The organism is Arcanobacterium canis (assembly GCF_029625435.1).
Classification (GTDB): domain Bacteria; phylum Actinomycetota; class Actinomycetes; order Actinomycetales; family Actinomycetaceae; genus Arcanobacterium; species Arcanobacterium canis.
Window position 1 is genome coordinate 1,171,855 of the sequence record NZ_CP121208.1, and the last position, 25,713, is coordinate 1,197,567.

Annotated in this window: 21 protein-coding genes and 1 pseudogene; 5 read left to right on the top strand and 17 right to left on the bottom strand. The window is 54.9% G+C overall.

The window, feature by feature from the left end; genetic code table 11:
- Nucleotides 1-35 precede the first annotated feature (35 nt).
- Entirely contained in the window at nucleotides 36-599 is a 564-nt protein-coding gene (pgsA, locus tag P7079_RS05330) for a CDP-diacylglycerol--glycerol-3-phosphate 3-phosphatidyltransferase (protein ID WP_278012256.1), read from the bottom strand.
- A gap of 267 nt (nucleotides 600-866) precedes the next feature.
- Here pgsA and P7079_RS05335 point away from each other — a divergent pair.
- A pseudogene (locus P7079_RS05335) lies at nucleotides 867-1,951 on the top strand (CapA family protein).
- A gap of 79 nt (nucleotides 1,952-2,030) precedes the next feature.
- On the opposite strand, the gene P7079_RS05340 reads toward P7079_RS05335, so the two are convergent.
- Both P7079_RS05340 and P7079_RS05345 read right to left on the bottom strand, forming a co-directional pair.
- Nucleotides 2,031-4,697: an FtsK/SpoIIIE family DNA translocase gene (locus tag P7079_RS05340; protein WP_278012257.1), complete on the bottom strand. Its 2,667-nt coding sequence runs from the start codon at nucleotides 4,695-4,697 to the stop codon at nucleotides 2,031-2,033.
- 51 nt (nucleotides 4,698-4,748) lie between these two features.
- Nucleotides 4,749-6,338 (bottom strand): ribonuclease J, encoded by a 1,590-nt coding sequence (locus P7079_RS05345; protein ID WP_278013613.1) that lies wholly within the window; start codon nucleotides 6,336-6,338, stop codon nucleotides 4,749-4,751.
- 147 nt (nucleotides 6,339-6,485) lie between these two features.
- Between P7079_RS05345 and P7079_RS05350 the strand changes: the two genes are divergently transcribed.
- Entirely contained in the window at nucleotides 6,486-7,094 is a 609-nt protein-coding gene (locus tag P7079_RS05350; RefSeq protein WP_278012258.1) for a GNAT family N-acetyltransferase, read from the top strand.
- Nucleotides 7,095-7,108: 14 nt separating this feature from the next.
- Here P7079_RS05350 and P7079_RS05355 read toward each other — a convergent pair whose 3' ends face one another.
- The 3 genes from P7079_RS05355 to rpsO all read right to left on the bottom strand — a co-directional run bounded on the left by P7079_RS05355 (nucleotide 7,109) and on the right by rpsO (nucleotide 11,404).
- The gene (locus P7079_RS05355) at nucleotides 7,109-8,437 is read right to left on the bottom strand and encodes a M16 family metallopeptidase (protein ID WP_278012259.1); all 1,329 of its coding nucleotides are present in this window, start codon (nucleotides 8,435-8,437) and stop codon (nucleotides 7,109-7,111) included.
- A 153-nt stretch (nucleotides 8,438-8,590) separates the two neighbouring features.
- Complete coding sequence (locus tag P7079_RS05360) at nucleotides 8,591-10,891, bottom strand: polyribonucleotide nucleotidyltransferase (protein WP_278012260.1); 2,301 nt, start codon at nucleotides 10,889-10,891, stop codon at nucleotides 8,591-8,593.
- A 243-nt stretch (nucleotides 10,892-11,134) separates the two neighbouring features.
- Nucleotides 11,135-11,404: a 30S ribosomal protein S15 gene (gene rpsO, locus P7079_RS05365; RefSeq protein WP_278012261.1), complete on the bottom strand. Its 270-nt coding sequence runs from the start codon at nucleotides 11,402-11,404 to the stop codon at nucleotides 11,135-11,137.
- Nucleotides 11,405-11,693: 289 nt separating this feature from the next.
- Here rpsO and P7079_RS05370 point away from each other — a divergent pair, with 289 nt between their 5' ends.
- Entirely contained in the window at nucleotides 11,694-12,032 is a 339-nt protein-coding gene (locus P7079_RS05370; RefSeq protein WP_278012262.1) for an ArsR/SmtB family transcription factor, read from the top strand.
- Nucleotides 12,033-12,043: 11 nt separating this feature from the next.
- Nucleotides 12,044-12,343: a hypothetical protein gene (locus P7079_RS05375; protein WP_278012263.1), complete on the top strand. Its 300-nt coding sequence runs from the start codon at nucleotides 12,044-12,046 to the stop codon at nucleotides 12,341-12,343.
- 73 nt (nucleotides 12,344-12,416) lie between these two features.
- Here the strand turns inward: P7079_RS05375 and P7079_RS05380 are convergent, their stop codons facing one another.
- The 9 genes from P7079_RS05380 to P7079_RS05415 all read right to left on the bottom strand — a co-directional run bounded on the left by P7079_RS05380 (nucleotide 12,417) and on the right by P7079_RS05415 (nucleotide 22,143).
- Nucleotides 12,417-13,403, bottom strand: a complete 987-nt coding sequence (locus P7079_RS05380) for a bifunctional riboflavin kinase/FAD synthetase (RefSeq protein ID WP_278012264.1) — start codon at nucleotides 13,401-13,403, stop codon at nucleotides 12,417-12,419.
- Nucleotides 13,400-13,636, bottom strand: a complete 237-nt coding sequence (locus tag P7079_RS05385; RefSeq protein WP_278012265.1) for a hypothetical protein — start codon at nucleotides 13,634-13,636, stop codon at nucleotides 13,400-13,402. The genes P7079_RS05380 and P7079_RS05385 overlap by 4 nt, the downstream gene beginning before the upstream one ends.
- A gap of 144 nt (nucleotides 13,637-13,780) precedes the next feature.
- Nucleotides 13,781-15,697 carry an HAD family acid phosphatase gene (locus P7079_RS05390; RefSeq protein WP_278012266.1) on the bottom strand — a complete coding sequence of 639 codons (1,917 nt, stop codon included), beginning with the start codon at nucleotides 15,695-15,697 and terminating at the stop codon, nucleotides 13,781-13,783.
- A gap of 125 nt (nucleotides 15,698-15,822) precedes the next feature.
- Nucleotides 15,823-16,809 (bottom strand): tRNA pseudouridine(55) synthase TruB, encoded by a 987-nt coding sequence (gene truB / locus P7079_RS05395; protein ID WP_278012267.1) that lies wholly within the window; start codon nucleotides 16,807-16,809, stop codon nucleotides 15,823-15,825.
- Nucleotides 16,809-17,279, bottom strand: coding sequence for a 30S ribosome-binding factor RbfA (rbfA, locus tag P7079_RS05400; protein ID WP_278012268.1), 471 nt, complete (start codon nucleotides 17,277-17,279; stop codon nucleotides 16,809-16,811). Before rbfA ends, truB begins: the two co-directional genes overlap by 1 nt.
- A 63-nt stretch (nucleotides 17,280-17,342) precedes the next feature.
- Nucleotides 17,343-20,192 carry a translation initiation factor IF-2 gene (gene infB / locus P7079_RS05405; protein WP_278012269.1) on the bottom strand — a complete coding sequence of 950 codons (2,850 nt, stop codon included), beginning with the start codon at nucleotides 20,190-20,192 and terminating at the stop codon, nucleotides 17,343-17,345.
- A gap of 83 nt (nucleotides 20,193-20,275) precedes the next feature.
- Entirely contained in the window at nucleotides 20,276-20,581 is a 306-nt protein-coding gene (locus P7079_RS08495) for a YlxR family protein (protein ID WP_376986584.1), read from the bottom strand.
- A 90-nt stretch (nucleotides 20,582-20,671) separates the two neighbouring features.
- The gene (gene nusA, locus P7079_RS05410; RefSeq protein WP_278012270.1) at nucleotides 20,672-21,661 is read right to left on the bottom strand and encodes a transcription termination factor NusA; all 990 of its coding nucleotides are present in this window, start codon (nucleotides 21,659-21,661) and stop codon (nucleotides 20,672-20,674) included.
- 2 nt (nucleotides 21,662-21,663) lie between these two features.
- Complete coding sequence (locus P7079_RS05415) at nucleotides 21,664-22,143, bottom strand: ribosome maturation factor RimP (RefSeq protein ID WP_278012271.1); 480 nt, start codon at nucleotides 22,141-22,143, stop codon at nucleotides 21,664-21,666.
- A 58-nt stretch (nucleotides 22,144-22,201) separates the two neighbouring features.
- On the opposite strand from P7079_RS05415, the gene P7079_RS05420 reads away from it, so the two are divergent.
- The gene (locus P7079_RS05420) at nucleotides 22,202-22,996 is read left to right on the top strand and encodes a hypothetical protein (protein WP_278012272.1); all 795 of its coding nucleotides are present in this window, start codon (nucleotides 22,202-22,204) and stop codon (nucleotides 22,994-22,996) included.
- 61 nt (nucleotides 22,997-23,057) lie between these two features.
- Here the strand turns inward: P7079_RS05420 and P7079_RS05425 are convergent, their stop codons facing one another.
- Together P7079_RS05425 and P7079_RS05430 are read right to left on the bottom strand one after the other, a co-directional pair.
- Nucleotides 23,058-24,836 carry a proline--tRNA ligase gene (locus tag P7079_RS05425; protein ID WP_278013614.1) on the bottom strand — a complete coding sequence of 593 codons (1,779 nt, stop codon included), beginning with the start codon at nucleotides 24,834-24,836 and terminating at the stop codon, nucleotides 23,058-23,060.
- A 40-nt stretch (nucleotides 24,837-24,876) separates the two neighbouring features.
- The gene (locus tag P7079_RS05430; protein WP_278012273.1) at nucleotides 24,877-25,713 is read right to left on the bottom strand and encodes a GNAT family N-acetyltransferase; all 837 of its coding nucleotides are present in this window, start codon (nucleotides 25,711-25,713) and stop codon (nucleotides 24,877-24,879) included.

Below are 25,713 nucleotides of genomic sequence, written 5' to 3' on the forward strand. Positions count from 1 at the left end.
GGAAAACCCTAGCAATTCCTCAAGCTCAACGAGAGTCACAAGGCACGCGCCTTGCAGATGTATTCCCATGCACTTGTCAGCGCAAACACAAGTGCCACGCCGATCAGAGCGTAGGACGCCCACACCATCACCGTCGTCAGGAGATCAGGAAGGAAACTTCCCCACGGGATAAGCAGACCAGCAATGCCAAAGGACTGGGCCGCCATCTTCATCTTCCCGCCTTGCCCTGAAGCCATAACTGTCTTCTTCACCACAGCCATACGCATGAGGGTGATTCCAAGCTCACGAACAATAAAAACGACGGTCACCCACCACCACAACCATCCGTGGGAAGAGAGCAAAATCAACGCTGTAATAATCAGCGCTTTGTCTGCAATTGAGTCAGCCAGCTTGCCAAAATTCGTGATGAGATTGTAGGAACGAGCTAGGTGCCCATCAAGTTTGTCAGTGGCAGCTGCGAGCGCAAAAACACCCCACGCACACCAGTGGGGAATCCCCAGCGTCCACACCACCCAGACAAAAACAGGTACGAGGATCAGGCGCATCACTGTCAGCGCATTTGCAATATTGACTACCGGAACGTCATTTTCTTTTGCCACACGTCAAGAGTAGGCGAAAATTCTCCCAATATGGTGGCAACCTCACTATGATCGTGAGTGATGAAACACTGCCCGATAAAAAATCTTGTCGCCATCGCTACGCTCAGTTGCGTGGCTGCATGTTCAACACCGAGCACTTCTGTCTCTCCGACGACGGCGACGTCGGCCCACCAGAGGACAGCCGCTCCCCTCACGACATCGGTTACCCCAACGACGTCGGCGAGCCCGGCGTCCTCGACAGCAGATCCGCAGGCTGGAGCCTCGACGATGACGATCGTGAACGGCGGAGATATTTTGCTTCATTTGTCGGTCAATGAAGCTGCTCGAGTTCATGGCGGCTATGACTACTCCCCCTATTACACACCCATTTCGCAGTGGATCAAGGGTGCAGATCTCGCGATCTGCGCGTTAGAAATTCCAATCGTGCGGAAAAATGAACGACCCTCAAATTACCCACAGTTCGGAGCACCGTGGGATTTGGCACGATCGCTCAAGAAAATTGGTTATGACGGTTGTGCGCTTGCGACAAACCATTCAATGGACCGGGGTTTTGGCGCAGTTGAATCAACTATTGATGCTCTGACACAAGCGGGATTGGGCTTTGCTGGGACAGCGAAAAGCGCTGACCAAGCGAAGGAAATTCAGTTTTACAACTACCGTAGCGGTTCACGTGATGTGAAAATCGCCCACCTCAGTGCGACGACGTTGACGAACGGTATCCCGATCCCCAAAAACACCCGTATTCATGGAACGTCGTCGGACAATTCGGACAGCCCGTGAACACAATCATCGAGGACGCGAAGCGCGCCCGAGAACTCGGTGCTGACCTCGTCGTCGTCTCGATGCATTGGGGTACTGAATACGTCTCACAGCCCATCGACGAGCAGAAGAATATCGCCAAGGTATTAGCTGATTCGGGCGAAATCGATCTTGTCTTCGGAAATCACTCTCACGTTCCCCAGCCTGTGACCAAGCTCGATGGAGGCGTCGATGGCAAGGGAATGTGGGTGGTGTGGTCACAAGGCAACCAGATTTCGGGCCAGACAGTTGAATCGCATGGACACCGCGTAACAACAGGCTTATTGACTACCGCCACGGTCAGTGTTCCTCCGAAAGGGCGAGCACATGTCACGAATCTCGAATGGACAGCTGTGACCCACGACCGAGGTAACGGAGAGCATTTGTATGTCCTCTCGGATCTCATTGAAGGAAAGAAGACAAGCACACTGACGCGACGCGAGCTTGCTGCCCGATCTGACGCCACCTTCCCGGTGATGAAAGGGTCAGGAAAAGAACGACGCGTTCCGCCCACCCCCGCCGTCGGCAATCCCACGCTCACACGAATGAAATAGTGCGCGATCAACAAAAACAGACCGCCACTCTTGCCCTGTGATGTGAAATGGCCCCAGCTTTCGAGCTGGAGCCATTTCATCATCGACCAGTGAGCTGCCAGGCGTCCTCGCCGCCTTCGCCGGTGCCGTCGTCTTCGTCGTAGTAGTTCGTCGTCGCATTTGCCTGCGCAGCACGAGCTTGCGCTTCAATCGGATCGTCGGCATAACGATGATCAACATCCATCACCACGGTACGTGCGATCTGCTCTGTGGGCTGGGATTCATCCTCCTCACGTGCCACAACGGATTCGTCGTAGGCGTCAACCTGTGAGGCTTGCCGGGAGACAACTCCATCTCCAAGATCATCGATATTCGCGATCTCCTCGGCGTGATCATCGCGATGGAGATCGACGTCCTCCCCCTTGATCATGGCCAGCACATCGCCCAGCTGTTCAGGAGTGACCAAAACTTCACGAGCCTTCGATCCCTCCGAGGGGCCAACAATCTCGCGTGACTCGAGTAAGTCCATCATGCGGCCAGCCTTCGCGAAACCGATGCGAAGCTTTCGTTGAAGCATCGATGTCGAGCCAAACTGAGTATTGACTACAAGTTCGGCAGCCTGGAGCAGGATCTCCAAATCATCGCCGATTTCCTCATCGACGCGCTTCTTCTCCGCCTTGGGGATCACATCTTCACGATAGACCGCTTGCATCTGCGCCTTGACGTGTTTGACAGTGGCCGAAATTTCGTCTTCGTCCACCCAAGCCCCCTGAACTCGCATCGGTTTCATCGATCCGGCTGGAGCAAAGAGAGCATCGCCCATACCAATCAGTTTCTCAGCACCCACCGAATCGAGGATGGTACGAGAATCGGTTGCCGACGACGTCGAGAAAGCGAGACGGGACGGCACGTTTGCTTTGATCAAGCCAGTGACGACATCGACCGACGGACGCTGGGTTGCAAGCACAAGGTGAATTCCTGCAGCGCGCGCCAACTGTGTAATGCGTTGGATCGACGCTTCAACATCACGTGGAGCAACCATCATCAAATCAGCTAATTCGTCAACCACGACAAGGAGATACGGATAGGGTGCCAGCACGCGTTGGGATCCCTCATGGGCAACGACCTGGCCAGAACGCACCGCTTTATTGAAGTCATCAATATGCTTATAGCCGTACGCCGCAAGATCGTCATAACGTTGATCCATTTCTTTGACAACCCATTCGAGCGCTTCTGCAGCCTTCTTGGGGTTCGTGATAATCGGCGTGATGAGGTGTGGAATTCCAGCGTAAATAGTCAGTTCAACTCGCTTCGGATCCACGAGAATCATGCGCACTTGCTCGGGAGTCGCGCGCATCATGATCGAGGTGATCATCGAGTTAATGAAGCTCGATTTTCCTGCACCGGTTGCACCAGCGACAAGAAGATGGGGCATCTTGGCTAAGTTAGCCACGACGTACTGACCACCGACGTTCTTTCCCACGCCAACAACGAGCGGATGTGTCTGTTTGCGTGCCACTTGCGATCGCAAAACATCGCCCAAAAGAACCGTCTCACGATCTGCATTCGGGATCTCGATGCCGATCGCACTCTTACCAGGAATCGGCGACAGAATACGCACATCAGAAGAAGCCACTGCGTAGGCGATATTCTTCGAAAGCGATTCGATCTTGTCTACTTTCACGCCCGGGCCGAGTTCAACCTCATATTGGGTCACCGTCGGTCCACGAGAGAAACCGACAACCTCAGCGTCAATGTTGAATTCTGAAAACACTCGGGTGAGTGCTTCAACAACGCGGTCGTTTGCTTCCGATCGCTCAAGGTGCGGAGGGCCGGCCTTGAGCGCATCCAAACTGGGAAGGGTGTACGTGACGTTCGAAGCAAGTTCGAGCTGTTCGATACGCGGCGGAATTGGTTCAGAATTTTTCGGTGGCTCAAGTTTGCGAGCCGGAACTTTCTGGGTTGGCGCAGGCTTGTGCTCCGACGCCGCAGCGCTCGCGCTTGTTGGCGCTGGTTGCGACTGAGACGGGGATGCCTTTTTCTTCGCAAACGGACGAGTCAGCTTACGAGTGAGATCATCCGATTGCGCAGCTTCAATTGTCGGTTCAGGCTCTGCCGGAAACTGTGGCTTCTTTCGCCGTAGACGAGAAGATGGCGCCGGCTCATCGACTTCCTGCGGCTGATCGAACGGGACTGAAGGTGTGTGCTGAACATCGGCGTCGGCGGCTTCCAAACGTACCTGACGACGCGCAAGAACCCAATCGATCACGTCACGAACCGATTTTTTCGCAACAACCAGAACTGCATAGAACGCGAGAAGAACCAACAGAGGGACAGCACCCCACACTGAGACAAGTGCGGAAAGCCCTGAGCCTGACATCCAGCCGATGATACCGCCGGCCCCTTCAACCGCCGCAAAACTCTTTGTTGGATCCGGCAATGCAAAATAGATATGGACGATACCCGTCAAAGCCACGACAAAGATGGTTAGGCCGACAACGAAGTTTCGGTGGTTTCCAGGCTCACTGCGTTTGAGTAGGCGAACTGCAGTGACGAAGATTAAAAAGGGTGCGAAGACGCTCAGTACGCCCACAGGGCCCGCTATCACATGGTGGATGACGCTCCCAAGAAGCCCCGAAAGCCCAAACCATTCCCGCAATGCAACGACGATCGCTACAGCGATCAAGAAGATCGCAAGGCCATCATGATGTTCACGGGTATCTGGCGGCGGTGTGCCTTTTTCTTTTGTGTCCTTACGAGGGGCCACAGATACTCCTTCTCCTTTTCGCTCGTCTCTTTAGCTCATCCTTCACGCGTGTCACATTTCGATGACCGTCGGCAAGATCATCGGAGAACGGCGAAGCTTACGCGCAGCCCATCGGCCAATCACGCGTCGCATCGCTTGCTGCATTTGGTATGGCGTATTGGACTCATTGAGCACAGCCTTTTGAAGAGCCTCAGTGACGTCATCTTGAATATCCTCGAATACGGAATCGTCTTCAGCCATACCACGTGCCTGAATATGAGGACCTGTGAGGATGGTGCGTTCTTGTCCATCGACTACAGCAAAGATCGAGATAAAGCCCTCAGCCCCTAAAGTGAGCCGGTCGGTGAGGTCTGCCTCCGAGATCTCGCCAACCGACGAGCCGTCAACAAACACAAGACCAACATCGACTTTTCCGACGATCTTGGTCATCCCGTCATGGAGGTCAATCACCGTTCCGTCTTCAGCTAAGACCACATTTTCAGGCGGGACGCCCGTCTTCACAGCGAGCTTTCCGTTCGCCACGAGATGACGCGGCTCACCGTGGATTGGCATGACGTTGATTGGTTCAACGATGTTGTAGGCGTAGAGCAATTCTCCTTCAGCACAGTGCCCGGAGACGTGTACACGGGCATTGCCCTTGTGAACAACGTTCGTTCCGAGCTTGGTCATCCGATTAATCAGACCAAACACAGAATTCTCGTTACCTGGAATGAGAGAGGACGCCAAGATAACTGTGTCGCCTGGACCCACGGAAATCGATTTATGTGTTCCCGAAGCGATGCGCGACAGCACAGCCATGGGTTCGCCCTGGGAACCGGTCGACATATAGCAAATCTGCTCAGGTGGAACCGAATCTGATTTCTTCAGATCGATCAGCGTGTTCTCCGGCACCTCAAGGTAGCCCAGATCGGCTGCTATCCCCATATTCTTCACCATCGAACGGCCAACAAAACATACCTTGCGGCCGTATTTGTGCGCAGCGTTGAGCACTTGTTGAACTCGATGGACATGAGAAGCGAAAGAAGCGACAACGACCTTACCAGTTGCCTGAGCGAAAACGGACTCGATCACCGGCCCTATCTCAGCTTCCGAACGGATAAACCCTGGAATTTCAGCATTCGTGGAGTCCACCATAAACAGATCAACGCCCTCTTCGCCAGCGCGAGCAAAAGCACGCAAATCGGTCACACGCCCGTCAAGCGGAAGTTGATCCATCTTGAAATCACCAGTGTGAAGAATAGTCCCGCCTGCTGATTTCATGAGCACTGCTAACGCATCTGGAATGGAGTGGTTAACGGCAATGAACTCGCACTCAAAGGCGCCAAGTTGTTCAACATCGCCTTCTTTCACCACTAAGGTGTAGGGGGTGATGCGATGCTCTGCGAGTTTGGACTCAATGAGCGCGATCGTCAGTTCTGAGCCAACCAGGGGAATATCGTTCCTCATGCGAAGCAAATACGGCACACCACCGATATGGTCCTCATGTCCGTGGGTGAGAACGATGGCGTCGATATCGTCGAGGCGATCCTTAATATAGGTGAAATCAGGAAGAATCAGATCGATTCCAGGCTGGTTCTCCTCTGGAAACAGCACGCCGCAATCAACCACGAGAAGGCGTCCGTTACATTCGAAAACGGTCATGTTGCGGCCGATTTCCCCGATGCCGCCCAAGGGAACAATTCTTACAGTATCCGGCGCAAGGGGTGCCGGCAGTTTCTCTTTAGTCACAGCCCCATTCTCTCACGAATTGCCTACGACTCAATGAGCAAGCCGTGAGAGAATAGGGCTGTGTTAGAAATAAAGCAGTCAGTTCGTCCAGCTCTCCCCTCCGACGCCGAAGCTATCGGAACGATTCAAGCGACGACGCTACCTGCAGCGGTGCGCAGCGGGACAGACGCCCACATCCGCGACGATGCATTCGCTTTCACCGCCACAGATTTGATTGCAGCGTGGAAAAACACTCTGATGCACCTGCCTTCTGCGAAACACTGTGTGCTCGTCGCATTATCTGGCCAACAGGTGGAGGGATTTGCTGCAATGGCTCCTTCCGATCCGTACATTCTCGACGGTGATCAAGTCGATGGGTACGATCCTGAGACAGGTTCGCCGCGCGTCGCGTTTGAAATCACAAACTTCGACGTCGATCCTCGCTTTGCATCGGCCGGTCACGAGGCACGTCTGATGGCTGCGTTAACTGATATTGCACGCGAAGAAGGTGCAACAGAAATCCATACCTGGGCCATCGCGGGAAACGACGCTATGACCTCCGTGCTCTCCCAAACGGGTTTCGTTCCCCGACCATTGCGACGTTCGGCAGAAATATCCGGCGCACAGATCACTGAGCACCTGTGGTGGGTGACTCTGCCCGAAGACACGCACAGCTGTGCCCCAGCCTAACGTCGAATCGCTCTTTACTGCTCTCCAGCGATCACAAGCGAACGAGGACCGGCTGCCAAGCGCTGAGCCAGCTGCTGAACATCATGACAGGTGACAGACTTTGCCGCTTGCAAATTTTCTTCGATTGACCAAATTTCGCCGCGGATGAGTTCAGCAAATCCCAAACGTGAACGACGGAACCCGTTCGTTTCAGCAGAAAATACCAGCTGCGCACGGCGTTGATGGAACGAGGTCAGTAGCTCTTGCTCGGTGATTCCGTTGGCGGCAACGTCGTTGAGACATTCTTGCATCACGTGGGCAACTTCGTGTGCGACATCGGGCTGACACTGAGCTTCGAGCGCAAAGATGCCACCTTCTGGGTTCGACATCATCCACGAATAAGTGGAGTAGGCCAATCCACGCTTTTCACGAACTTCTTGGAACATTCGAGATGATTGCCCACCACCCAGGACTGTGTCGAGCACGATCGCTGCTTGCTCATCAGCGTCGGAAAGAGTTAAGCCCGGCATACCGACAACGACAGCGGTTTGACGTCCTGGGTGAGCGATCATGTTTTCACCACCCGTAGCGTAGACGATATCCTCTCCCCGACGGCGAGCTTGGGGCGCAACGCCTGGGGTCAAATCCCAGCCAGAGTTTTCTAATAGCGCAAGAACCATCGCACACAAAGCATCGTGATCGACGTCGCCTGCTGCCGTTACGACAAGCTCATCGGAACGGTAGTTTGCGCGATAATGCGAGCGCATTGCCTCGGGAGCCAGAGCACGTACAGCTTCTCGAGAGCCTCCGACCGGGCGTGCCAGCGGATGCTGTCCCCAGACGAGTGGAAGGATCGCTTGTTCAGCCACCTCAGAAACATCGTCTTCCGAGGCAGCCAGCTCTTCAAGGATCACACCGCGTTCGAGTTCCATATCGGCTTCGTCCAAGCGAGAAGCAGTGACCATGTCGATCAGGAGCTCAAGGAGCTGAGGGAGATCGTCGGCAAAAACACGGCCATAATAATTGGTATAGGCACGCGCAGTAGACGCATTCATCGCTCCGCCAAGAAAATCGCCAAGTTCAGAAATCTCTCGGGCCGTGCGTGTATGAGTGCCCTTGAAGAGAAGATGTTCGAGGAAATGTGTGGATCCTTCGTGGCCGGGAGCTTCGTCACGACTCCCAGCACCGATCCACAGTGCCAAAGAAACCGATCGTTGACCTGGGACTTTTTCGCTGAGAACGCGAATTCCACCGGGAAGGATTGAGCGGCGACCAATCACGCCGTTCTCTTCAAAGCGGATATCACTGTGGTCATTAGTGAGCGCAATACGGGTAAACATCGAAATCTCTCCAAGGGCAGTCACGCTCCCCACGCTCAATCATCACGATGATGCATCCGCGCAGGTTGCTCAACAGATTAAAAATACGGAAGCACTTAGCCTTATCAGCCGCGAACTTCAGTGAAATGTGCGCAAAGGCCCGGGAAACAATATTCCCGGGCCCTACGCTCAACTTACTCAGTCTTCGTCATGTGAACGAGTACGAGTGCGACGACGCGGGCGACGCTCGCGCTTGTCACCCTTGTCTTCACCAGACGACTTGTGCTCAGCCTCTGCTGCCTTCTCTGCCTCAAGCTGCTCTTCGGTCAGCACAGCATGGAGGGAGAGCTTGCCGCGGGCATCAATTTCAGCCAACTCAACTTCGACCTTGTCGCCGACGTTGAGGACGTCCTCGACATTCTCCACACGCTTGCCACCAACGAGTCGGCGAATCTGCGAAATGTGGAGCAGGCCGTCCTTACCCGGTGAAAGGGAGACGAATGCGCCGAATGTGGTGGTCTTCACAACAGTACCAACGAAACGCTCGCCTACCTCAGGCATCTGCGGGTTAGCAATCTGGTTGATTGTTGCACGAGCAGCTTCAGCAGAAGAACCGTTTGTCGCGCCAATGAAGACGGTGCCGTCCTCTTCGATTGTGATCTCAGCACCAGTGTCATCCTGGATCTGGTTAATCATCTTGCCCTTGGGTCCGATGACTTCACCAATCTTGTCCACAGGGATCTTCACGGTGATAATGCGAGGAGCAGTCTCCGCCATCTCCTCAACTTCCGGAACAGCTTGCTCGATGAGATCGAGGATCGCGAGACGGGCATCACGAGCCTGTGAAAGTGCGGCTGCGAGAACTTCAGCCGGGATACCATCAAGCTTGGTATCAAGCTGAAGTGCTGTGACGAAGTCACGCGGGCCGGCAACCTTGAAGTCCATATCGCCCAGAGCGTCTTCTGCACCGAGAATATCGGTCAGTGCAACGTAACGCTGTTCACCGTCGATTGTTCCCGAGATCAGGCCCATGGCGATACCTGCAACAGGAGCCTTCAAGGGGACACCTGCATTGAGTAACGAGATGGTCGAAGCACACACCGAGCCCATCGAGGTCGAGCCGTTCGAACCGAGTGCTTCCGATACCTGACGAATGGCATATGGGAAATCTTCGCGCGAGGGTAATACTGGAACCAATGCACGCTCGGCGAGCATACCATGGCCAATCTCGCGACGCTTCGGCGAACCAACACGACCGGTCTCACCAGTTGAGTACGGCGGGAAGTTGTAGTGGTGCATGTAACGCTTGTGCGTGACAGGTGTCAGGTTATCGATCTGCTGCTCCATCTTGAGCATGTTCAAGGTGGTGACACCCATGATTTGGGTTTCGCCGCGCTGGAACAGAGCTGAACCATGAACGCGCGGAAGGATCCCCGCTTGCGCAGTGATGGTACGAATCTCCACGGGCGTTCGGCCGTCCATGCGCTCACCAGTGGTCAAAACACGCTGGCGCATCTCCTGCTTCCAGTGGGAATTCACTGCAGAAGTCAGCGCTTGCTCGCGCTCAGGGAATTCCTCAGCAAGGGCCTGGACAATTTCAGCAGTGATCTCGCCAAGGCGATTGTCACGCTCATGCTTGTCCTTGATTCCCCACAGGTCTTCGAAGTGACCTTGGACTTTCTCGCCTGTCGCGTCGAACTCTTCAGGAGTGTAGTCAGGGAACAGCGGAAATTCGCGTGTTTCTTTTCCAGCTTGAGCAACGAGCTCCGACTGAGCCTCACACAGAACACGGATGAAGGTCTTGGCAGCTTCAAGACCACCAGCAACAACTTCTTCAGTTGGCTTGGTGCCACCGGCAGCGATATTCGCCAGTGCATTTTCGCCGCCCTCAGCTTCGACCATCATGATGGCGACGTCGTCGCCCACGATGCGGCCTGCAACAACCATGATGAAAGTCGCACGCGGAAGATCACTGAAACGTGGGAAAGCAACCCACTGACCATCGATGAGTGCCATGCGGGTACCGCCAACTGGGCCTGAGAACGGCAGACCGGAGAGCTGAGTCGATGCCGAGGCAGCATTGATTGCCAGTACGTCGTATGCATCATCAGGATGAACCGAAAGAACGGTTTCAATGACCTGCACTTCGTTGCGCAGGCCCTTAACAAAGCCTGGACGAAGTGGGCGGTCGATCAGGCGAGCAGCGAGGATAGCATCAGTGCTCGGACGGCCTTCACGACGGAAGAACGAACCTGGGATACGGCCTGCAGCGTAGGAACGCTCTTCGACATCCACAGTGAGTGGGAAGAAGTCGAAATGCTCCTTAGGCTGGCTTGAAACAGCTGTCGTGGAGAGAACAACGGTTTCTCCGTCAAGGTAAGCCATGACGGCGCCAGCAGCCTGCTGTGCGAGCAGACCAGTTTCAAAACGAATAGTGCGAGTGCCGAATGAGCCGTTATCGATAACGGCTTCAGCAAACTTGATTTCAGGACCCTCCATGGGACCTCCTTCTTTTCTTTAAATCCTTCGGCCATCGTTTGTCATTCGCGCACATAGTGGGTACTACTGTGCGCGAACCACAACCGACAACCGGGGGATGTTTCTTCTTTGGGCGTGAACCCAGATCCCTTATTTCAGGGAGACAACGAGTTTCCTCAAGATGAATGTACTGCGCTCACTTCACATGTGAAGTGACGACGCGTGGAAAGACGGCCCGAATTTCTTCGGGCCGTCTTTGCTACCTCAGCGGCGAATGCCGAGGCGTGAGATCAGCGAACGGTAACGCTCGATATCCTCTTCCGCAAGGTAACGAAGAAGGCGCTTGCGCTTACCAATGAGCAGCATGAGGCCGCGGCGCGAATGATGATCGTGCTTGTGCGACTTGAAGTGCTCAGTGAGGTCCTTGATACGCTCAGTCAGAATTGCAACCTGAACCTCTGGGGAGCCAGTATCGCCCTCGTGTGTTGCGTACTCAGCAATGATGGCATCCTTGCGCTCTTTTTCGAGAGCCATACGTTTCTCCTTGATCGTTGCACGGAGCCCGGGGCATGTTCACCCGAGCATGACATTCCGTGGCCGGCAGACGGCCTTTCTAGGCTACCACAGTCATCCAAAGCGCGACGACGTCACACTCGCCTTCCCCTGGTGACGTCACCCACGTCGTCACTCCAAGGCTAAAATCGCCGCCACAAATACGACCACGGCAGTCACGTCATCGTTTTGCCAAGGGAAACCTTATTGAGAATAATACCCACCTTATTAGGTTCTTGCAATATCCTAATAAGCCTGGCAAACTAGAACCATGAGCAAGACAAACGCAACCGAAGAACGCAGCCAGTGCGATGCACTCGCTGAGACTGCTGCGCTCTTCAAGGCTCTGGGTTCCCCCAAGCGCCTTGCACTCGTCACTCTGATGATTAAGGAGCCGATGACCGTTTCCGGACTCGCGCAAGCAACAGAAATGGCCCAGCCCCTCACATCCCAACACCTCAAAGTGCTCCGTGAAGCTGGAATCGTCACTGCTATTCGAGAAGGAATGAGCGTGCGATACGAACTCGCAGATCACCACGTGGCTCATATCGTGGAAGATGCCCTCCTCCACACTGCTGAGCCACACACTCACACGTCGATAAATAACTAAGGAGAACCCCCATGTCAGTACACGAACATGCTGAGCATACCCTCGCAGAGCATACCCACGGCGAAGGCTGCGGCCACGACCTGATCAACCACGGCGACCACGTCGATTACATCCACGATGGTCACCTCCACCACGTCGATGGCGACCACTACGATGAGCACATTGCTGAGCACACCATGGCTGAGCACACCCACAGTGAAGGCTGCGGCCATGATGCCGTTAAGCACGGGGATCACATCGATTACGTCCACGATGGTCATCTTCACCATGCTGACGGCGATCACTACGATGAGCACGCAATCGTTGCTTGATCATTGCACTGAGTGAGGGGTGCGGCGGGGAGAAATTCCACGCCGCACCCCTCACTTTTTGGTGGCACCCGTATTAGTGTGCTGTCACCTGGGTGGGATCGACTCGTGATGACACTGGAACTCCAAGAATCTCCGCGCTCTGACGTAAATCCTCGTCCATCCGCTCAAGCAAACCATCAAGTGAATCGAATGTCATCATCGATCGAATCCGATCAACGAATTCGATCGCCACTGTCTGCCCATACAAATTCAAATCGGAACGACCCAGGACATGCGCCTCCACCGTACGAATTTCACCACTGAACTGGGGATTTGAGCCAACAGATATTGCCGCCGGCAGATAGACGCGCGTATTAGCCGGCCCTCGTTGAATCAGCCACCCCGCATAGACGCCATCGGCAGGAATTTCGCCTAAGCCGTCACCGTAGAGGTTAGCGGTAGGAAAGCCAAGTTCACGCCCGCGCTGGAAGCCATGCCTGACTTCCCCCACAATCCGATGCGGACGTCCCAAGACTTTCGCTACCCCGGCAACGTCCCCCTGCGCAAGAAGCTGACGAATCCATGACGACGAGAATCGCCTGCCATCGTCTGCAAGCAGATCATCAACAAGAGTGACGTCAAAACCGTAACGCTCCCCCAGCGCAACGAGAGTATCACCGTCGGCGCAGTTTCCTGCCCCAAAACGGACGTCTTTGCCGACGACGACAGCCTGCGCTCCGAGGACTCCGCACAGCTGTTGCGTAACAAACTCTTCTGGGCTGACGCTTGCGTATTTGAGGGTGTATTGCTGGACAAGTACCCCATCGATTCCCATCGCTTCGAGCCGATCGAGCCGATCTTCGAGAGACGTGATCAAAGCCATTGGGGTCTGCGGGGCATGAACAGTCGCAGGATGCGGAGCGAAGGTAAGAACTACTGCCTGAACACCGCGCGCGCGAGCCTGACGAATAGTCTCATTCAAAATCGCCTGATGCCCACGATGAACACCATCATAAACACCGATCGTCACCACTGATTCGAGATCGTCGGGTACATCGGCAGCGTTAAACCAGCGCTTCACTTCGAGCGAAGCCCGAGCTGTGAGCGGCCATCGGACATGTCGTCTGGAGCCGACGCAGGGGTCATTTCACTGCGTACACCGTGGTGACGGCCCTTGCCTCCGCAACCACAACCACTACGTCCGTGCCCATGTCCGCTACCGTGGATATGCCCGCCTTGCGCGTGTGCCTTGCCTTTACCACCACATCCACAACCAGACGATGCTGGCTGGATTTCGATCATGTTTTCACTCATACCCATCAGTTTAACTTTTTACAAAAAGTAGTGCCAGAGGGAGAAGCCCCAGGTACAAGTCTCACAAAACACATAAAAGCAGAGTGATAAAAGAAATGTGTGGGTGACACATGAGAGGCATCACCCACACATTTGATCATGTGTTTACGGCAAGTAATAGGTCGGGTTCGGCAACTTAAATGCCTTGTCCGCATGTCCACCGATCAGGTCGGAATACTGATCACCGAAATTACCGACGATTGTGTATCCCAGATCCTTTTCAATATGACCACGGGTACCAGACTTGAACTCAACGGTTGTACACTTCTCTCCCGCGCATGTTACATAAGACGGTACCTTCGCTGGATCTGAAGATGGCTTGGTGAAGTACAGACTCTCGGTGAATCCGGGATAGCCCGCAGCGAACAGATTGCGCAATGTCCACGCCTTTTGCGAAGTCGAACGACCTGTCAGACCGATAATCTCACAACCAGCATTCTTCGCTGCTGTCACAAGTTTAACCATGCCAGGTGTTGCCGGAAGATCGTGCGTTTCCAAATACGCCTTCTGGAATTCAGGAGTGAAGTTGAACTCCATCGCCTCTTCCATATCGTAGGTCCACACCGTTGTGTCATCTGCATCAAGGGTGATAGCCGGCTTCTTTCCAGCTTGGACTCCAGCGCGGCAGGCGTGAACAACCTTGTCTGTAGCAGCAGAGGTGAGTTTCTCCATCTCGGTGATGTACGGGGACTTCGCCTTGTTAGCCACGTACGCGCCAGCGTCGTTCTGCTTTGCGTTGTAGTAGGAACGAATCGTTGCCTTCACAACATCCATATTGGGGATGTCAGTATCTTTGACGCCCGCAGCTGAGCCGCTCGAGCCATCAGCAGCGAGAGTGTAGGTCGCCACGCTTGGTGCCATTCCAGCAGCGCGGTCTTTCGCTTCCCACTCATCATTCAAATTCTTGCTCGGCAAGTAGTAAGTTGCATTAGGCAACTTGACCCATTCAAGCGCAGCACCACCCTGGAGATCCGACCACTGATCGCCAAAGTTTCCTGCAATAACGTAGCCCAAATCATCCTGGATATGGCGACGGGTACCCGCCTTGAAGGCCACCGTTGAACACTTGCCCTTCGATACTTCACAGTATCCTTGCTTGACCAGATATTCAGGAATCGCGGCGCCATGATCAAACTTGGTGAAGTACTTATCAGCCGTAAAAATCGGCTTTCCTGCCTCGTCCACATACCCCGCACGTGCCAGGTTAGCGAGTGTGGCTTCTTTTTGGGAATCTTTGCGTCCCGTTAAGCCGATAATCTCACAGCCAGCGCTGCGAACTTTCTTCACGAGTTTGACCATTCCCGGGGTTGCCGGAAGATCATGCTTGGCAAACCACGCATTTTGCTTGTCAACAGTGAAGTTGAAATTCATGAATGAATCTTCCATGTCATACGTCCATAGGGTGGTGTCATCAGCGTCAAACACGGCTGCAGGTTTCTTCCCTGCGGCTACTTGCGTGCGGCAAACATCTGCGATCTTTGCTGACGCAGCTTCGGTAATCGCCGTGACATCGCGAATGTAGGCAGACTCTTTCTTATTCGCAATTCCCTTGGGAGCGTTCATATAGGCACGAATAGTTTTCTTCGCAATATCCCAGTTCACAAGCTTGTCACCAGGGGTATCGAGGCCACTTGAACCATCCATCTTCAAAGTGAAGGTTGTTTGCGGTGTCATCCATCTTTCATCCGCATTCGAACGAGGTGTGGCTGTATGCGGCGCTTTCGGCGCCGAGGTGGCGCTCGGTGCCGGCGCGGGCTTGGTGGTCTTATGGGAATCCTTGGATGCGTCGTAGTGGTAACCGGCAGGGCACGATTTCTCTCCCGCCGACGCCGAAGCACCAGGAACGTGAGCAACCAGACCAACGCTCACAAAGGCCAGCACCATGACAGCAGCAATAGCACCACGTCGGCGGCGAACCACCGCTACTGCACCAATTGTGACCATCACAAGTGCGGCGAGAGCGATAACCGCCGTCGTCGAGCCAGTCTGTGCCAGATCGGGAACACAGTAATCAGGAATCACTTCATCTCCTCGTTCGTTATCGAGTCGCCGGACATCATCGCCCGGGATATCGATGCTACGCCTGCTCAGAAGAAGAGACCGACCGTTAGTGAAAGCAGCAAACGATTTGAAAACGATGAAAAAAATTACTGTACCGACGGTGCTGCAATACGAATTTGCAGATCCGGTTTGAGCTTTCCTGCACGTGGCGAAACGAGAGCGATCGCATGTCCCTCATGAACGGCAACTGCTGGCCATGAGCTGGCAGAGCGTTGATTGATAAACTGTCCGCGCCCCAACAAAACTGCTTCAGCTTCGCTGATCTCGATCACGTCGAACACATCAGCACAGACATCATCAATTCCCAGACATGGGATGGTCTCACCGCCAGCGACATACTCCGCGAGGTGCTCGATAGTCTGCGCCTGGGTAATATTCCATGCTCCCACGCGAGTACGTCGGAGCATACGTAGGTGCGCACCAACCCCAAGCGCCTCGCCAAGATCACGCCCAAGAGCGCGAATGTAGGTTCCCGAGCTCACGGATGCCACTGCTTCCATCTCCATAATGCGATATTCGCCGCTCACATCGGAAAACATTGATTCCGTCAGCTCACTAGTCCGAGCAAATTCTGCGATGTGTACACGGCGCGCAGGGATCTGAACATCGATACCTTCACGCATCAACTCATGAGCACGTTTGCCATCAATTTTGATGGCAGAAACTGACGATGGGCGCTGAAGAATATCGCCCGTTAGATCAGCCATTGCCGTATCAACAGCGCCGAGTGTCAATCCCTCAGTACTGTGCCATTCCCCCACAGTCCCGTCGGCATCCTCACTTGAGGTAGTGGCACCAAAAGCGATGCGTGTCTCGTATGTCTTATCGTGGCCAGTGATATAGGTGAGGAGTTTTGTCGCTCGACCAATCCCAATCACCAGCAAACCTGTTGCCATGGGATCGAGGGTGCCCGCATGTCCAACTTTTCGTGTGCCCGCCAAACGACGAACCGCACCGACGACGTCGTGAGATGTCACGCCGGAGGGCTTGTCGATCAGGACAATTCCGTCCGGCGCAACCTGTGTCGCGCGTGGGAGATCACCCCACGGCATTTGACGGCGCTCAGTGCGCATTAGCCACGATCCTCATCATCATCGCCTGAACGTGCCGATTCAGCATCGTCAGCATCGCGCGGTTTCTTATAGGGATCCGCATCACCTGCATAAGTTGCTCCCTGCGCTGCCTGACGAATCTTCTCATCACGGAAGCGGGCGGCAGTGAGCACATCCTCGAGCGAACGAGCAGTTTCCGGCAAAGCATCAAGCACAAAATCTAAGCTAGGGGTCAGGCGCAAGCCCAGTTGCTTCCCCACATGTGAACGCAGCATCCCCTTGGCTGAGTCGAGGGCCTTTTTGCTCTGGCGAGCTTGCTCTTCGCCTCCGAAGACGGTGTAGAACACGGTAGCATGTTGCAGATCACCCGTCACGCGGACATCGGTCACCGTCACCATTCCTAAACGTGGATCCTTCACACCTGAATCGAGCAGGCGAGCAACAACTTCGCGAATACGTTCGGCCACTTTTGCGGCGCGTGGATTCGTCATCAATTCCTCCTTATTGTGAACGTGGGCGGCCGCAGCCGCCCACGTTCATTGGTCATTCATCGATTAGTCACGCGGGATTTCGCGCATCTCCCATGTCTCGATAATGTCGCCTTCCTTGATGTCCTTGTAGCCCAGTGTGATACCACACTCGTAACCTTCGCGGACTTCGGTCACATCGTCTTTTTCGCGGCGAAGTGACTGGATTTCCAGATCAGGCGCAATGACGGAACCATCGCGAACAAGGCGTGCCTTGGTGCCGCGCTTGATGGTTCCCTTTCGCACGATCGATCCAGCGATGTTGCCGAATTTGCCTGAGCGGAAGACTTGGCGAATCTCTGCCGAGCCCAACTGATGCTCTTCGTAAATCGGCTTGAGCTTGCCCTTCATCGCAGACTCAACTTCATCGATTGCATCGTAGATGACGTTGTAGAACTTCATCTCGACGCCTTCAGAGTCAGCAAGTTCCTGCACGCGCTCCGCCGGGCGAACATTGAAGCCAATGATCACGGCATTATCAACGGTGGCAAGGTCAACGTCGGACTGAGTGATTGCACCCACGCCACGGTGGATGACGTTAAGCTGAACTTCGCCATCGCCAACTTCAATTTCGTACAGTGACGATTCGAGAGCTTCAACGGAACCTGACGAGTCACCCTTGATAATGAGGTTGAGATGCTCAATCTTGCCCTCTTCAATGGCAGCAGTGAGGTCTTCAAGCGAGATACGCTTGCGACGCTTGGCCAAGGTTGCAGCGCGCTTAGCAGCTTCACGACGCTCAGCAATCTGTCGCGCAGTGCGGTCATCTTCAGCCACGATCAGTTGATCACCTGCACCAGGAACCGAGGTCAAACCGAGCATCTGCACCGGACGCGACGGACCTGCCTCCTCAATACGATGGCCCCATTCGTCAGCCATCGCACGAACGCGGCCGTAAGCAGTACCGACCACGACGGAGTCGCCGATCTTCAACGTGCCGTTCTGGACGAGAGCGGTGATGACCGAGCCGCGCCCCTGGTCAAGCTTCGCTTCAATCGCCACACCACGAGCCGGGCCTTCCGGATCTGCCTGCGGCGTCACCAAAATATCCGAGGTCGTAATGACCTGGGCGAGAAGCTCTTCGATACCGATCTTCTTCTTTGCCGAGATATCGACGAACGGAACATCTCCGCCGTATTCTTCAGCCACCAATTCGTACTCAGTAAGCTGAGCACGAACCTTACCGGGGTTCGCCTCAGGAAGATCGATCTTGTTCACTGCCACGATGATCGGCACTTCAGCAGCCTTCGCGTGGTTAATTGCCTCAACGGTCTGTGGCATCACGCCGTCGTTTGCAGCGACGACGATGATGGCGACGTCCGTTACGTCTGCACCACGCGCACGCATCTGTGTGAACGCCTCGTGACCTGGGGTATCGATAAAGGTGATCGTACGACGTTCACCCTCGACGTCCACATGTGTTTGGTATGCACCAATGGACTGAGTAATACCGCCAGCTTCGCCTTCAACGACATCCGCATGGCGGATCGCGTCAAGAAGCTTGGTCTTACCGTGATCGACGTGGCCCATGACGGTAACAACCGGGGGACGTGGCTTGAGACGATCCGGATCTTGCTCAGCCTCTTCGGCCTTGAGGTCGATATCGAAGGCTTCAAGGATCTCACGGTCCTCGTCCTCCACAGACATGATCTTGATATCGTATCCGAGCTCCGCACCCAGCAGCTGGAACGTATCCTCATCGAGAGACTGGTTGGCAGTGGCCATTTCGCCCATGCGGAAAAGAACAGTCACGAGTGCTGCGGGATCAGCTTGAATCTTCTCAGCGAAGTCAGCCAGCGATGCACCTTGACGGACACGCACGATGGTCGAGCCGTCACCACGGGGCACCTGAACGCCTTGCAACATTGGCGAGCTTTGCTCTTCAAACTCGCGCTTATTGTTTTGCTTCTTACGTCCACGCGACTTGCCGCCACGGCCGAATGCACCGGCAGTTGAACCACCGCGAGCCTTGCCACCACTGCGGGTAAAACCGCTACCCGGACGATTACTCGCGCCACCATGTCCACCGCGACCGCCGCGACCGCCGCGGCCACCACGCGAATCATTCGACGGCGTCGGCATCTGGTCAGGCATCAGAGCTGGCGACGGACGACGTGCGCCTGGCTTTGGTGTACCCGAGCGGCGCGAACCTGCGCCTGCATTCTGTCCACCTTGAGCGCTTTGACCACCCGACTTACCAGCCCCAGCAGGCTTTCCTGCACCTGGTTTGCCACGCGTGCCCATTCCTTGGTTCGAACCGAAAGGCGAATTTCCCGGGCGAGGGCCCTTGCGGCCAGAATTCATTCCCTGATGTGAAGCAAACGGCGAATTCCCTGGACGCGGGCCTCGACGCTGTGGACGCGGGGCAACCGCGTCACGAGCTGCCTCAGCGCTGCGGTGAGCTTCACCAGGCGTGGCAACTGCGCGCTTCGGCTTGGGAGTGTCTTTCACAGCTTCGGGTTTCGCCTGTGCCTGAGGCTTATGCGGGGCTGGCTTGTTATGAGAGCCAGGCTTGGGCGCATTCGTTGCCCCTGGCTTCGGAGCCGGTTTCTTCGCCGGGGACGCCGGTGCCTCAGGGGTAGGCGTGGTCTTCTCTTCTGCCTTTTCAGCGGTGGTCGGAGCTGCTTTTGCAGGAGTCACTTTCGCTGGAGCCGCTTTTGCCGGAGCAGCCTTCGGCGCTTCCTTCTTCGAAGCAGGAGCAGAGTCAAGTTCTTCGGGATGCTTTTCGTAATATTCGCGTGCGATACGCACAACGGGCGCCTCAATCGATGAGGACGCACTTTTGACGAATTCACCATTTGCCTTCAACGTTTCAAGCAGCTTCTTGCTTGTCACGCCGATTTCTTTGGCGAGTTCATGTACGCGGACCTTTGCCACATTTCTCCTTTGTCATGGCCCGCATACGCGGGCCTATTTCTGGTAGCTCATCGCTGGATACTCATCGGGTTTCCATAGCTTTCCTACCCGCCTTCGTGTGAAGTAGAGGCCTGAGAGCCTCGTTCGTTTAACCAATGCGCGTAAGCGCGCGTATCCGCCGATTGCGTTTTAAACGCACGGGCGAAAGCGTGACGCTTTTGCGCGATGTCATAGCAGGACGATACGGGATGAATCCACGCCCCTCGCCCTGGAATCGCACCCTCGTTATCTGCCATGACTTGACCAGCCACGAGCTTCAAACGTATGAGTGCTCGCTGGGTACTCTTCTCCCGACAACCGACACAAGTCCGAACCGGTTCGCGCGTTGGCGCACACTGAGAAGAGCACATACGCGATACATTCTATCCCATAAAACGGACAAAAAGACAATGAGTGTGCTCACCTTGAGGTGAACACACTCACGTCAAAACGAAAGTCAGTTAGTCCGTTGTTTCTTCGCTCGCTTTGCGAATATCAATCGACCATCCTGTCAGTTTTGCAGCCAAGCGAACATTTTGTGCTTCTTTGCCAATTGCAAGAGAAGCCTGGTCATCAGGGACGATTGCACGAGCTTGACGCATATCTTTGTTGAGGATATCCACACGCACGACCTTGGCGGGTGAAAGTGCGGCCGCCACAAATACTGCTGGATCATCGTCGTAATCCACGACGTCGATCTTCTCACCGTTCAGTTCCTGCGTGACTGCACGAACACGTTGACCGTTATGACCAATAGATGCACCCTTTGCACCAACGGCGGGATCATTGGACCACACAGCAATCTTCGATCGGTGACCGGCTTCGCGAGCCAGGGCGACAATCTCAACGATGCCATCAGAAATCTCCGGAACCTCAGTTTCGAACAATCGACGGACAAAATCAGGGTGCGAACGAGACAAACGGATCGATGCCCCGCGTTGACCAACTGAAATGTCAAGGACAAGCGCACGGATCAAGTCGCCATGGCGGTAATGCTCTGACGCTACTTGCTCTTCTCCACGCAAGATTCCTCTGTTTTCACCAAGTTCGATGAACAGATCGCGCGATTCGGGGTGATTATTCGCAGGGCCATCAACGACGCCGGAGACGATCTGACCTTCACGGCCGGCAAAATCGCCGAGGATACGCTTTGATTCGGCATCACGAAGGCGCTGGGCAATGATTGAACGGGCAGTCGCAGTTGCAATTCGTCCAAAATCATTGGGAGTGTCATCAAACTCGCCGATCTTGTTGCCCTCTTCATCAAGTTCAGGAGCCCATACGGTGACTTTGCCAGTGGTGCGGTTAAGCTCGACGCGCGAACCACGCACAGCCCCCGGAACACGCAAGTAGGCGTGGATGAGGGCATCCTCGATCGCTCCCAGAAGAATATCCAAGCTCACGCCGAGCTCAGACTCAACAACCTTCAGCTCGTTTAGCGAAATGTCCACGTTTACTCTCCTTCAGGCTTCTTCAGCTCGAGCACCACTTTCGCGCTGCGGACCTGCGAGAAAAGGATCTCACGTTCCTCAGCGCTTTTCGATTCAATGCGAAGCAACATTTTATCATCGCTCACGGACAAAACCCGCCCCTGAATGTTTCCAGATTCCAACACAACATTCACAAGGTGGCCAATCGCACGCGAGAAGTGACGCGGCGTGGTCAGTTTCCGCTCAGCACCCGCAGAGGAGACCTCCAGGGTGTATGGACCACTGATGGGATCGTTTTGATCGAGCACGGCTGAAATTTCACGAGTGACATCGCCCAGTGCGTCGCTGTCTACTCCCCCAGGCCCCGATTCGAGGTCAACGATGACGCGCACGCTCGTGTGTTTTCCGGCGCGAACAACTTTAACAGCCTCAAGGTAGAGACCCGCCTGTGCCACCGACGGTGCCAGGAGATTAAAAATTTCTTGGTTTTGATCATTCGCCATACTGATAAGCGTACCGTCCCTACCGGAACGAGAGGCCCTTTGTGGCAAAATTGCCCCTATGGGATCACGCATTCGTTTTGTTAGTACACTGATGGTTGCTGCTCTGGTATTCGTGGTGGTTATGCTTGTGATGGGTGTACGACTCGATACACACACAATCGATCCGCAACCGTCGTCGGCACAGGAAACCTCCCGACAAGAGCTTGCTCTTCGCGTCCACGCGCTGACAAAAACGTCCATCGCCAATGAAGCCGTCGTCTGGGAAAAAGCTCTTAGGAGTGTCTGGCGCGCGTGGCCGGAAGACCGTGCTCCACACGGTCATGCCAATCCATCACCTCACCACTTCCGCGGCTCGGATCGCGAACTCTTAACCGACATCGTCAAACGCGGAGCATCGTTTCAGGCTGATCGTGAGCTCGGGATGTCGATTGCTTTTGCAGCTTCAGCACACCTTCACCAGCAACGTGCGCTCCCCGACGTCGATGCACTGACACGGCTTGCCAGCTCACCTGAGGCCGTTGGAGATATTGAGACTGCACGTGAATGGCTTGAGGTTTGGACGGCACGAACCCGCGGATCCGGAGAGGAAGAAAAACGAGCACTAATCTCCACACTCAATGACATTATTCACGGGGCACTCGCCTCAGGGGTGCAGGATACTCGCCCGCCATATCAGCCCATCAACCATGACATCCCCCGAGCGGCATACGACCTTCTCTATTCGCGAATGCTTCGGATGGCACATCACGCTGACGCGAAAGAAACAGATGCGCTCCTTGCACTGGGAAGCCAAATGCAAGCGATCCCGGGAGCACCTAAGCTAGGGCCACTTCCGGGATTAGAAAAACACTAAACTCACGCGAGCTACGCAAAATCAGGTGCGGGAAGGACAAGGCCCTCCCGCACCTGATCACTCACTGAAGAAGTTCGAGAACCTTCTCCACTACGTCGTCAACAGAGACCTCAACCGCTGTTCCTTCACGGCGATCGCGGATCTCCACCACTCCGTCCTTCAATCCACGTCCCACGACGACGCCGTAGGGCATACCTAAGAGTTCGAAATCTGCGAACTTCACTCCCGCTGAAACCTTGCGACGATCATCAATTATTGCTTCGTAGCCGGCGGCTTCGACTTCGCCAGCAATGCGTTCAGCGGTCTCAAAAACTTCCTCACCCTTACCTGTGGCAAGGACATGAACCTGCGCTGGAGCAATGTGTGTTGGCCACACGAGTCCCTTCTCATCGCAGTTGAGCTCCGCGAGAGACGCCATCACACGCGAAACACCAATACCGTAGGAGCCCATCGTGACAACCTGAGCCTTGCCATTTTGGTCAAGCACCTTCAGATCAAGTGCCTTTGCGTATTTGCGACCGAGTTGGAAAATATGTCCAACTTCAATGCCACGCTCAATGGACAAGGGGCCTGATCCGTCAGGAGCTTCGTCACCTGCACGGACTTCCGCAGCCTCAATCATGGCATCGGCAACGAAATCACGACCGTAGACCATGTTGATCAGGTGGGTTTCATGCTGGTCACCACCGGTGATCCATGCACTGCCCTTCGCCACGTGCGAGTCGAGCAAGTAACGCACAGAACCAGAGATGTTGCCTTCCTCGTCCGTAACGCGAGCAGGCGAGTTCGGGCCAATCGAACGCGGGCCAATGTAGCCTGCCACAAGCTCAGGGTGCTTGGCGAGATCTTCAGGCGTGGCAATCTCGACTTCAGCAGGAGCAACATTTGCTTCCACACGTTTGAGATCGACTTCGCGATCGCCGGGGACACCAAGGACGACAAGTTCTCGCTCCCCATCTGGATGTGTGAAAGTGACGACGACGTTCTTGAGAGTGTCGCGGGCTTCCCACGGATGATCAGCACGAGGAGCGACGTCGTTGAGTACACCGACCAGGTCATCGATCGTCTTGGCATTCGGGGTGGTCACAGCTGTGGCTTCGGCGACGCCGGAGTAATCTTGCTCGGGTAGTTGCGGAGTTGTCACTGCTTCTGTATTTGCAGCGTAGCCGCCGGCTGAACGCACGAATGTATCCTCGCCAATTGCACATGGGAAAAGGAACTCTTCCGAACGCGATCCGCCCATGGCGCCCGACGTTGCCGAACAGATTGCCACTGGCAAACCGAGTCGGTCAAAAACTTTTTGGTAGGCAGCACGCATGTTTTCGTAAGACGCTGCCAAACCGTCATCATCGATATCGAACGAATAAGCGTCCTTCATGATGAATTCACGCGTGCGAATGATTCCCGCACGAGGGCGGGCTTCATCACGGTACTTCGTTTGAATCTGGTAAAGCGTGACAGGCAATTCCTTGTACGAAGAGTACATGTCCTTCACGGCCACAGTGAACATTTCTTCGTGCGTAGGCGCGAGGAGGTAGTCGTTATCGCGGCGATCCTTCAAACGGAAAAGGTTCGGACCGTACTCTTCCCAACGATTAGTCGCCTCGTAAGGCTCGCGTGGAAGCAGAGCAGGAAACAGCATCTCTTGAGCGCCCGCGGCATCCATCTCCTCACGAACGATGTTTTCCACCTTGCGCAGCACCTTCAAGCCCAGCGGCAACCAGGTGTAGATACCCGGAGCAACTCGACGGACGTAACCGCCACGAACCAGCAACTTATGAGAATTTACTTCGGCGTCGGCAGGGTCCTCGCGGAGCGTGCGGACGAACAGATTTGACATTTTCAGCACACGCCCAGTTTACCGCGCAGGTACAGTGAAGTTACAAAAGAACAGTCGAGAAATGTCCGACAGTCACAAACCCTGCCTTTTCGTACACGCGTAGGGCTGGCAAATTGTAATCGTTGACGTAAAGACTCACAGTTGGAGCAATTTCACGGGACACAATCTGTGCGACTCTCGCCATACATGCACTCGCAATTCCCATCCCGCGTAGCTCAGGCGCTACCCACACTCCCTGAATCTGAGCAACTGATCCGGCGAGCGCTCCGACATCAGCTTTGAACTCGACGCGGGGCTGACCGTTCAACGACTGTCCCATTCGCACAAAGGTTCGCTTGTTGGCGATAAGCCGCTCGACGCGGTTGCGATAGTAGCGGCCGGACGGATCGTATCCCACTTCTTCGGTAAACATTGCCACCGCCGCCGGATACACAAGATGCGCTTCTCGCGGCTCGGCTCGACGAAGCATTGGATCTGGTGTGACCTGACTCGTGTGGCGGAAAACCATCGAATACTGCGTTTCGCGTACCTCACGAGCCTGGCCCCAGTGTGGCTCAAGGCGATGCCACAACCCCATCACTTGATCTTGTGGGCCAACGATGGACGAGGCGGCACAGCCGGAATCCCCCAGGTACGCCGAGAGATCATCGAGTCCGCCCTCATCGAATCCAAAGGGCACCAACGTACCGGTGCTCCAGGCTGCGCTACGCAAACCGTCAGAATCAAAAAGCCCCACAGCATTTGTTAATGACCGACGTCTGTCCAAAGGAACACGGGCAAGCACTGTCGCTACTGGATCCGTCTCATACAGACGCACCAACGCCGGTCGGTCGAAGACGGTCAGCCGACGTACCGACCGGCGAGAGAAGAAAAACAT